The sequence below is a fragment of the Mesorhizobium sp. M7A.F.Ca.CA.002.15.2.1 genome (assembly GCF_003998715.1).
In the GTDB taxonomy this organism is placed as follows: Bacteria; Pseudomonadota; Alphaproteobacteria; order Rhizobiales; family Rhizobiaceae; genus Mesorhizobium; species Mesorhizobium ciceri.
In genome coordinates this window covers 1-8715 of record NZ_RZPI01000178.1, presented here as the reverse complement: position 1 = coordinate 8715, position 8715 = coordinate 1, and the positions used below count along the sequence as shown (strand labels likewise).

Genomic DNA, 8715 nt, shown 5'->3' with positions numbered 1-8715 from the left:
TCTCCGGCACCGTGCCGCCGGAGACGGGCCGCAGGATGCGCGTGATGCCGAGCACGATGTACTGCGTCGACAGCGTCGCGATGATCGGATGGACGTTGAAACGGGTGATCGCCAGACCGTTGATCAGCCCGATGACTGCCGCCAGCACGAAGACCGCCGGGATCAACACAATCGCTGGCTGGTCGAGCGCCAGCACCGCGGTGGTGAAGCTGATGACCGAGCCGACCGACAGGTCGAGCCCGCCGATGAGCACGACGACGAGCTGTCCGATCGCCGCGATGATCAGCGGCATCGCCTGGGCAACCAGGTTGAAGAGGTTTTCGGCCGTGGCGAACTGCGTCGTCTCGACGGTCAGCCACAGCGAAATGAGCAAGGCGACCAGCAGCGGCAGGCCCCACAGGCCCTGCCGCGTGTTCCGGCCATTCAGGATGTTGAAAACCGAACGAACCATGGCAGGCCCCTAATGCTGGCGCGTGGAGCCGCCCATGAGGGCCGCGTCGAGAATCTTGTGTTCGCTCGCCTGCGCTGCCGGCATTTCGGCCACGATCGTGTCGTGATGGACGACGTAGATGCGGTCGCAGAGCCCGATCAGCTCGATCGTCTCGCGCGACAGCACCAGCACCGCGCCGCCCTTCGCGGTGAAGTCCCGCAGAAGATGGTAGATCTCGGACTTGGCGCCGATGTCGACGCCGCGCGTCGGCTCTTCGACCAGCAGAAGATCGAGATCGGCGGCAAGGTAGCGGCCGAGCAGAACCTTTTGCTGGTTGCCGCCCGACAGCGAACCGACCGCAGCCGACAGGCCCGCCGCCTTTATGTTCATGACCTCCATCATGCGGGCGATGACGTTTCGATATGGCCGCGCCGGCGCAAGTTCCGGGCGCCTCGAATGCAATCCGATGGCGATGTTGTGGGCGATCGGCAAAGCGAGGAAGAGCCCCTCTTCCTTGCGGTCCTCGGGAACGAAGCCGACCTTCAGCTGCTGCAAATACCGAACGCCCGCCGACGCCGGGAGCGGCATCTTCAGCGCCTTGCCGTTGATGGAAATCGTCCCGGCGAAGGGATGGTAGCGGCCAATCAGCGATCGCAGGAAGCGCTGCTGGCCCTGCCCTTCCAGCCCGGCCAGGGCGACGATCTCGCCCTTGTGCAAAGTCAGCGACAGCGGCTGCGATGTCTCGGTGATCTTGAGGTTTTCGACGCGCAGTATCTCATCGCCTACATCGCCCGTACGATCGGGAAAAAGGTCCTGGAGTTCGCGTCCGACCATCATGGCGATGAGTTCGTCGGTGGTGATCTCGGGCACCGTCCTTGTGCCGACCAGTGCGCCATCCTTCAGCACCGTCACGGTGTCGCACAACTCGAAGATCTCCTCCATGCGATGCGAGATGTAGACGATGGCTTTTCCCTTGTCGCGCAGCCGGCGGATGTTGCGGTTGAGCACATCGACATCGGCCGCGTTGAGCGCCGCCGTCGGCTCATCGAGGATGAGCACGCTGGCGTCGGCCTGGATGCAATGCGCGATCTCGACGAATTGCCGCTCGGCTATGGTCAGGTTGGAAACGAGTTGCGACGGGTCGAGCGTGAGGCCGAGTTCGCCAAGCGCCCTGGCGGTCTGGCTTTTCATCGCGGGATAGTCGATCGAGCCGAACCGGGTCGTCGGCTCCCGGCCGAGGAACATGTTCTCGGCGATCGACAGATTGGGCAGCAGCGAATGCTCCTGGAAAACGGTCGAAATGCCGGCATCGAGCGCGGCGCGCGGCGACTTCAGATCGAGCTTCTCGCCGCTCATGAAGATCTCGCCGGAATCGGGCTGATGCACGCCCGCCAGAATCTTCATCAACGTCGATTTGCCGGCACCGTTCTCGCCCATCAGGGCGTGGATGCTGCCCGCCTTGAGGTCGAGGGAAACGGAGTGGAGCGCCTTGCTCCCTCCGAATGCCTTCGAAATGTGGGACATCTCGACAAGATTGGTCACGAAACCCTCGAACGAACCGGATTCGACACATGGAACGGCCTGCGGGGAATGTTTGTCCACTCCCCGCCAGCCACGGCGCCGTCACTTCTTGCCGTAATATTCCTTGAGCTTGTCTTCCGGCAGTTCGCTTGGCCACCAGACATTGGCGGTCAGGTCATCGCGATAGTATTTCTTGGCCTTGTCCTGGTCCCATCCGTCGGGATTGTAGACATAGCGCTTGTAGAGCTGCTTGCCTTCCAGAAGGGCAACGGCAGCGCGCACGCCGGCAGCGCCCTGGGCGGGACTGTATTCCGGAGAGATCGACTTGAACCCATCCGTAATCCACTGGCCGAAATAGCCATTGTTGCCCTCGCCCGAAATCGGCGGAATGGGTGTGCCGAACTGCTTGAAGACATCGACGCAGGCGCGCGTCATGTCGGCGCCGGACGACCAGATGCCGTCGACCTGCGGATTGTTCAGATAGAGCGTCTCGCACAGCTTCTTGGCCTTGTCGTACTGCCAGTCGCCATGCTCCTCGGCAATGATCTGCACATGCGTGCCCTTGAGCGATTCCAGGAGGCCGTTATAGCGGTTGGTGTCTTCCGGATGGCCGGCCAGGCCACGCAGGACCCAGATCTTGCCGTTGTCGCCGACGGTCTTCACCAGCCAGTCGCCCATGACCTTGCCGAAGTGCTCGGCGCCGCCCTGGATTTCGGTGGTGTAGGCGTCGGAATCGATACGCCCGGTGTGAAGGATGACCGGGATGCCGGCGGCGACCGCCTTGGCGATGCTGGCATTGGCCGACGTGCTGGTCACCGGTTGAACGATGATGGCGTCGACATGCTGTGCGATCAGGTCCTCGATATCGGCCACCTGCTTCTTCTGGTCGAAGCCGGCATCGAGCAGGATGAATTTCGAGATGCGCTTGTCCTTGGCCGCGGCGTTCTCCGCCTCATGCGCCACCTGCACCGTCCAGGTGTTTGCGTTGACACCGAAGTCGCTCATGCCGATGACCCAGGGCGGGTCCTTCTTGAACGCACCGGCGGCGGTCATGCGCGTGTCGTCGGGGCGCGGCGCCACGCCGTCCATCAGCTTGACGTCTTGCGCATGCGCCAGGGACGTCACGGCAAGCGTGGACGCAACGAGCATCCCCAGGCCGACGGTTTTCAGCAATCCTAACATTGAACACTCCTCCTTGTGGTTGCTCCGGCCTACAAATTCGTATGGCCACGAGACGCTCTCCCAATGCATGCCCCCGTCACAAACCGACCGATGCGCGCAATTCTCCCGCCCCCGAACACATGCGTGTCGAAGCCCAACTTCTGCTGGACGATGATGACGGTCGAGAACTCCTCCGGGCACTTTAGAAGCACAGCGGATTCGCCCTGTCAATAGTTAGTCAGGTTGAATGACTATTCCCTTGCTTGCCTTTCGCCGCTCCACTATCCATCATGAATGGCGCTCGCCGGCTTCGGCGCGCAGTCTGTCCCGGCGGGAAAAACATGCGATCAGTCTTGTGCTACGGCGACTCCAACACGCACGGCCAGATCCCCGGCAGGGGGCCGCTCGAGCGCTATGGTCCGGGTGAACGCTGGCCGGGCATATTGCGTTCTCAGCTGGGCCCTGACTGGTATGTCATCGAGGAGGGGTTGAGCGGCCGCACCACCGTCCACGACGACCCGATCGAGGGCGCCCACAAGAACGGCCGAACCTATCTTCGTCCTTGCCTGCAGAGCCATGCGACGCTCGACCTCGTCATCATCATGCTCGGCACCAACGATCTGAAGATCCGCTTCAACAAGCCGCCGTCGGAAGTGGCGATGGGGATCGGCTGCCTCGTCTACGACATCAAGGAGCTGGCGCCAGGTCCGGGCGGCTCGACGCCCGAGATCATGATCGTGGCGCCACCGCCGATGCAGGACGACGTCAAGGAATGGAAGTCCATATTCGCCGGCGCGCCGGAGAAATCGCGCCTGCTCGCGCTCGAGTTCGAGGTTCTGGCGGACTCGCTCGAACTGCACTTTTTCGATGCCGGCTCGGTGGTGTCGTGCAGCGAGGCGGACGGCTTTCACATCGATGCCGAGGCGCACAGATTGCTGGGCACCGCGCTCGCCCGCGCGGTCGATGCCATCGGCTGGAGCCGCTCGACATGAGCAACCATACCGCCGCCAGGCAACGCGCTCTTACCGACGGGGCGACCTTTGCCTGACATGAGATTCGCACCACCCAATCCCTTGCGCATCGCCGATCGTGCGAGCGGGCTGAATGCATTGAGCGTCCGCAGCTACAACGAGCGGCTGGTGCTGTCCCTGCTGCTTCAGAACGAAGGCATTTCGCGGATGGAAATCGGCGAGAAGACCGGCCTGTCGGCGCAGACGGCTTCAGTCATCGTTCGCTCGCTCGAGCAGGAGGGCCTGGTCTCGCAGGGCGAGGCGCAGCGCGGCCGCGTCGGGCCGCCGACGATCCCGCTTTCACTCAACCCGGAGGGCGCCTATGCGGTTGGCGTCGGCTTCAGCCGGCGCAGGATCGACATCGCGCTCATCGACTTCATCGGCACGGTGCGCTTCCACACGCAGTTGCCGGCGGATGAAGCCAATCCGTTTCCGCAAAGCAGCGATCTGTTCGGCGCGATCGGGCAAGCCATGACCAGCCTGCCGGTCGAGGCGCGCAGCCGGGTTGCCGGCATCGGCCTGGCGGTTCCCGACGATGTCGACACGATGGCTGCAACCCGCAACGGATCGAGCACCTCGCTCAAGGCCTTGCAGGCCGAGATCGAGGAACAGATCAAGCTGCCCGTTTTCGTGCAGAACGACATCACCGCTGCGGCCGGCGGCGAGAGTATGTTCGGCGTCGCAAAGCCGCTCAACGATTATCTGTTCTTCTATCTCGGAGCACGGCTGCAGAGCAGGCTCATCCTCAACCACCAGATCTACAAGGGAAACTCCAGCGCCAGCTTCGATCACGGCCTGATGCGCCTGGAGAGCGAACTGGCCATGCGCGGGCGCCCGTCCGAAATCATCTGGAGCAGCAGCCCTGAGTGGCCCGATCTGGGCGAGGCCTACAGCGCATGGCTGGGCGAGTGTTCCGACCGCCTGAAAGCGTCGATCTCCGCGCTGACCCAGTTTGTCGAGTTCAGGACGGTCGTCCTGTCCAGCTATGCGCCGCAAAAGATTGCCGAGGCCTTGTGCGACGACATCGGCCGGGAATTCCCCGGCATCGAAGCGCTGCCGGCGCGCGTCACCATCAGCCCGAAGGCCGTCGGCGCGGCAAGCCTGCCATTCAGTTCGCGCTTCATGATCCAGTGATCGAGCTGAACCGGGTTGCCGGTCGGCCGATCATGCCCTCTGCAGGTCCATCAATGATTTTCAGGTGACCAGGCGAATCCGCTTGCCAGGACGCCCCACTTAATAGCATGTTAAGTGAACCCTGAGATCGCCATGAAAATCGCTGCGGATCACGCACTCAACGACAATGCCGCGACCAGCGCCGAAGCGCGCCGCTCGACGGTATTGGGCGATCGGATCAAGGCCTATCGCACCACGCGGCGCCTGACGCTGCGCCAGCTCGGCGACATGATCGGCACCACCGCCAGTTTCCTAAGCCAGCTCGAGCGCGGCCTTTCCGGCGCCAACACCAGCACGCTGATGCTGATTGCCAATGCGCTCGGCATCAGCCTCGCCGATCTTTTCGACGAATGCGAAGTGTCGCCGCACGCGGTGCTGACACGCAGCGAGCGGCCGGCGCTGCCGACCAGCGAAGGCTACCGCAAGACGCTGCTGTCGCGCCGGCCGATCCGCGAGATGGAAGTCTATTGCGGCGAGTTCGCCGTCGGCGGCTCGACCGGCGACGTGCCCTACACGCACGGCAACGCGAGCGAGATGTTCCTCGTGCTGCGCGGACGCGTGCAACTGACGCTCGGCGAGGAGAGCTTCACCCTCGAAGAGGGCGATAGCATCGAATATTCGACCTCGACGCCCCACCGGACGATCAATGTCGGCGATACGGTGGCCGAAGTGCTGTGGATCATTGCGCCGCCGACCAGCGGCGCCGTCGACCTCGACCAATATGTAGCCCGGAAAACGCTCGCGCCCGGCCTACCAAAATCAAACAGCGAGCCATCGGAGGGTTAGAAAATGGGAAGCAGATCAAGATTGGCCGGGTTCGTCGGCGCCGCCGCACTGGCCTTGCTTGCGGCCGCCGCTCACGCGCAGAACGCGCCGCCGGCCGGGACCGTGGTGGACGGCTCGCTGAAGGGAAAGACGCTGACCTTCGTCTCCTATGGCGGCATCTACCAGGACGGCCAGGTCGCCGCCCTCAAGGAATTCGTCGACAAGAGCGGCGTCAAGCTTTTGAATGATGGGCCGACCGAAATCGCCAAGCTCCAGGCGCAGGTCGAATCAGGCAATGTGACCTGGGATGTCGTCGATACGGACGATTTTCCGCCCTTCGTGCATTGCGGAAAACTGTTCCAGAAGCTGGATTTGACCAAGCTCGACATCTCGCACATCCCGCCCGGACAGGTCGGCGAGTGCAGCGTGCCGGCGATGAACTACGGCATGGTCCTGATGTACAAGAACGACACGTACAAGGACAATCCGCCGAAGGACTGGAAGGACTTCTTCGACACCGCGAAATTTCCCGGCACCCGCGCCATCGACGGCAGCGGCAGCCCGCTCGGCGGCCTGATCGAACAGGCCATCCTGGCAGACGGCGGCAAGGTCGACGCCATGACGCCGGCCGATATCGACAAGGGCATCGCCAAGATCAAGGCGATCGGTCCCGACACGATCTTCTGGAAGACGGGCGCAGAATCCCAGCAGCTCGCCGAATCCGGCGAGGCCGACATGATCATCATGTGGACCGGCCGCGCCATGACGGCGGTCAAGAACGGCGCTGCCTACACGCCGGTGTGGAAGGACTGGCTGGTCGTCATGGACCAGCTGACCATCCCGGTCGGCGCCAAGGACACCGACGCTTCCTACGCGCTGATCAACGCCTATCTCGGCAAGAAGTCGCAGGAGATCCTGACCGAGCAGACCTCCTACTCGCCGATCAACAACGAGGCACAGCCGAAGGTCGACGCATCCGTCGCCGCCTTTCTGACCAACACGCCGGACCACGCCAAGCTCGGCTATCAGCAGAACATCAAGTTCTGGGTCGCCAACTTCGCCGCCGCGTCCGACAAGTGGACAGCGCTGATGGCCGGCAACTGAGCCGGCTACCGCTGAGGTGACGGCGTGAGCCAGACATCGCATACGCCGACGGCCGGGGGTGATCATCCTCGGCCGCCAGGTGCCGTGCGGGCGCCGCAGCGGCGCCCGCGCCTTGCTGCCTATCCTTCGCTGCTGGCGATGCCCGCCTTGGCTTTGCTCATCGCCGCGATGGGCTATCCCTTGCTGACCGTCACGCTGCGCAGCTTCTCGGACCCATCTTGGGGCTTGCAGAACTATGCCTGGTTCTTTTCCACCCCGGTGAATGTCACCGTCCTGTGGCGCACCTTTTCCATCGCAGCCTGGGTCACCATCGTTTGCGTCATCGCCGCCTACCCCTATGCCTATCTCATGACGGCGGTCGGACCGCGCCTGCGGCTGGTCCTCATCCTGTGCGTTTTGGTGCCGTTCTGGGTCAGCGGCGTGGTGCGCACCCTGGCCTGGGTCATCCTGCTGCAGGATTCCGGCATCATCAATTCGGTCATCAGGCTGCTCGGCTTTGACGGCGTGAAGCTGATCCGCACGCAGACCGGCGTCGTCATCGGCATGGCGCAGGTGCTGCTGCCGTTCATGATCCTGCCGCTCTATTCGGTCATGCGCGGCATCGATCTGCGCCTCGTGCAGGCGGCGCGCAGCCTTGGTGCGCGCCCGGCACGCGCCTTCCTGCAAATCTATCTGCCGCTGTCGCTGCCCGGCGTTTTCGCCGGCGCCATCATCGTCTTCATCCTGTCGCTCGGCTTCTACATCACGCCTGCCCTGCTCGGCGGCCCGCGCAGCACCATGCTGTCGACGCTGGTGCAGAGCCAGGTGCTCAGCCTGCTCAACTGGGGCCGCGGCGGCGCCATGGGCGTCGTGCTGCTGGTCGCGACCTTCGTGCTTCTAGCGCTCGCCGCCCCGCTGATGCGCCAGCGCCACAAGCAGGCGTCCAGATCATGAGACTGGCACCATCCCGCCTTCTGCTCGGTCTGTTCTGCCTGCTGGTCGCCGTCTGGCTGGTGATGCCGACGCTGGTCATCATCCCGATGTCATTCAACGAGAAGAAGTCGCTCGCTTTCCCGCCGTCCGGCTTCTCCTGGCAATGGTACGAGAATTTCTTCACCAACCCCGATTGGCTGTCGAGCTTCTTCAATTCGCTGAGGGTCGCGGGCCTCGTCGCCGTCGCCGCCACGCTGATCGGCACGCTGGCGTCGCTCGGCCTCAGCCGCATGAAACATTCCGGCGCCGGCCTGCTGCGCGCCATCCTGATCACGCCGATGATCGTGCCCGGCGTGGTGCTGGCCATCGGCATCTACGCCGTCTATCTCGACTACCAGCTCGTCGGCACCACCACCGGCTTCGTCATCGCACATACGATGCTGGCGATCCCCTTCGTCATCATCGCCGTGTCGGCAAGCCTCGAAGTCTTCGACGCGCGGCTGGAGACGGCGGCGGCAAGTCTCGGCGCCAACCGCTTCACCACATTCCGCACCGTGACCTTGCCGCTGATCGCGCCCGGCATCCTGTCCGGGCTTTTGTTTGCCTTCGTCACCTCCTTCGATGAGATCATCGTCGCGC

At 63.4% G+C, this 8715-nt stretch carries 8 protein-coding genes and 1 pseudogene; 6 read left to right on the top strand and 3 right to left on the bottom strand.

All coding sequences use genetic code 11. The features are described 5' to 3' along the window. From ENZ74_RS12715 to ENZ74_RS12705, 3 genes and pseudogenes are all read right to left on the bottom strand, one after another. Positions 1–451, bottom strand: a pseudogene (locus ENZ74_RS12715) (ABC transporter permease); the annotation flags it as partial. Positions 452–460: 9 nt separating this feature from the next. Continuing rightward, positions 461–1972, bottom strand: coding sequence for a sugar ABC transporter ATP-binding protein (locus ENZ74_RS12710; protein WP_013530474.1), 1512 nt, complete (start codon positions 1970–1972; stop codon positions 461–463). 81 nt (positions 1973–2053) lie between these two features. After that, positions 2054–3133, bottom strand: a complete 1080-nt coding sequence (locus tag ENZ74_RS12705; protein ID WP_013530473.1) for a substrate-binding domain-containing protein — start codon at positions 3131–3133, stop codon at positions 2054–2056. Positions 3134–3453: 320 nt separating this feature from the next. Between ENZ74_RS12705 and ENZ74_RS12700 the strand changes: the two genes are divergently transcribed. The 6 genes from ENZ74_RS12700 to ENZ74_RS12675 form a co-directional block, all read left to right on the top strand. Beyond that, a complete protein-coding gene (locus tag ENZ74_RS12700; protein ID WP_023809404.1) occupies positions 3454–4104 on the top strand; it encodes an SGNH/GDSL hydrolase family protein in 651 nt (216 codons plus the stop codon). A 57-nt stretch (positions 4105–4161) separates the two neighbouring features. After that, positions 4162–5256: an ROK family transcriptional regulator gene (locus ENZ74_RS12695; RefSeq protein WP_013530471.1), complete on the top strand. Its 1095-nt coding sequence runs from the start codon at positions 4162–4164 to the stop codon at positions 5254–5256. A 132-nt stretch (positions 5257–5388) separates the two neighbouring features. After that, positions 5389–6081 carry an XRE family transcriptional regulator gene (locus ENZ74_RS12690; RefSeq protein WP_024503956.1) on the top strand — a complete coding sequence of 231 codons (693 nt, stop codon included), beginning with the start codon at positions 5389–5391 and terminating at the stop codon, positions 6079–6081. 3 nt (positions 6082–6084) lie between these two features. Then, entirely contained in the window at positions 6085–7164 is a 1080-nt protein-coding gene (locus tag ENZ74_RS12685; RefSeq protein WP_023809407.1) for an extracellular solute-binding protein, read from the top strand. 24 nt (positions 7165–7188) lie between these two features. Next, positions 7189–8097 (top strand): ABC transporter permease, encoded by a 909-nt coding sequence (locus ENZ74_RS12680; RefSeq protein ID WP_082826516.1) that lies wholly within the window; start codon positions 7189–7191, stop codon positions 8095–8097. Continuing rightward, positions 8094–8715, top strand: a 622-nt coding sequence (locus ENZ74_RS12675) for an ABC transporter permease (RefSeq protein ID WP_164761017.1), incomplete at its 3' end; no start/stop codon positions are given. The genes ENZ74_RS12680 and ENZ74_RS12675, both read left to right, overlap by 4 nt.

Bases quoted from the DNA above. Each gene is read 5' to 3' on its own strand.
- ENZ74_RS12705 (WP_013530473.1), bottom strand. From the start codon at position 3,133: ATGTTAGGATTGCTGAAAACCGTCGGCCTGGGGATGCTCGTTGCGTCC.
- ENZ74_RS12700 (WP_023809404.1), top strand. From the start codon at position 3,454: ATGCGATCAGTCTTGTGCTACGGCGACTCCAACACGCACGGCCAGATC.
- ENZ74_RS12695 (WP_013530471.1), top strand. From the start codon at position 4,162: ATGAGATTCGCACCACCCAATCCCTTGCGCATCGCCGATCGTGCGAGC.
- ENZ74_RS12690 (WP_024503956.1), top strand. From the start codon at position 5,389: ATGAAAATCGCTGCGGATCACGCACTCAACGACAATGCCGCGACCAGC.
- ENZ74_RS12685 (WP_023809407.1), top strand. From the start codon at position 6,085: ATGGGAAGCAGATCAAGATTGGCCGGGTTCGTCGGCGCCGCCGCACTG.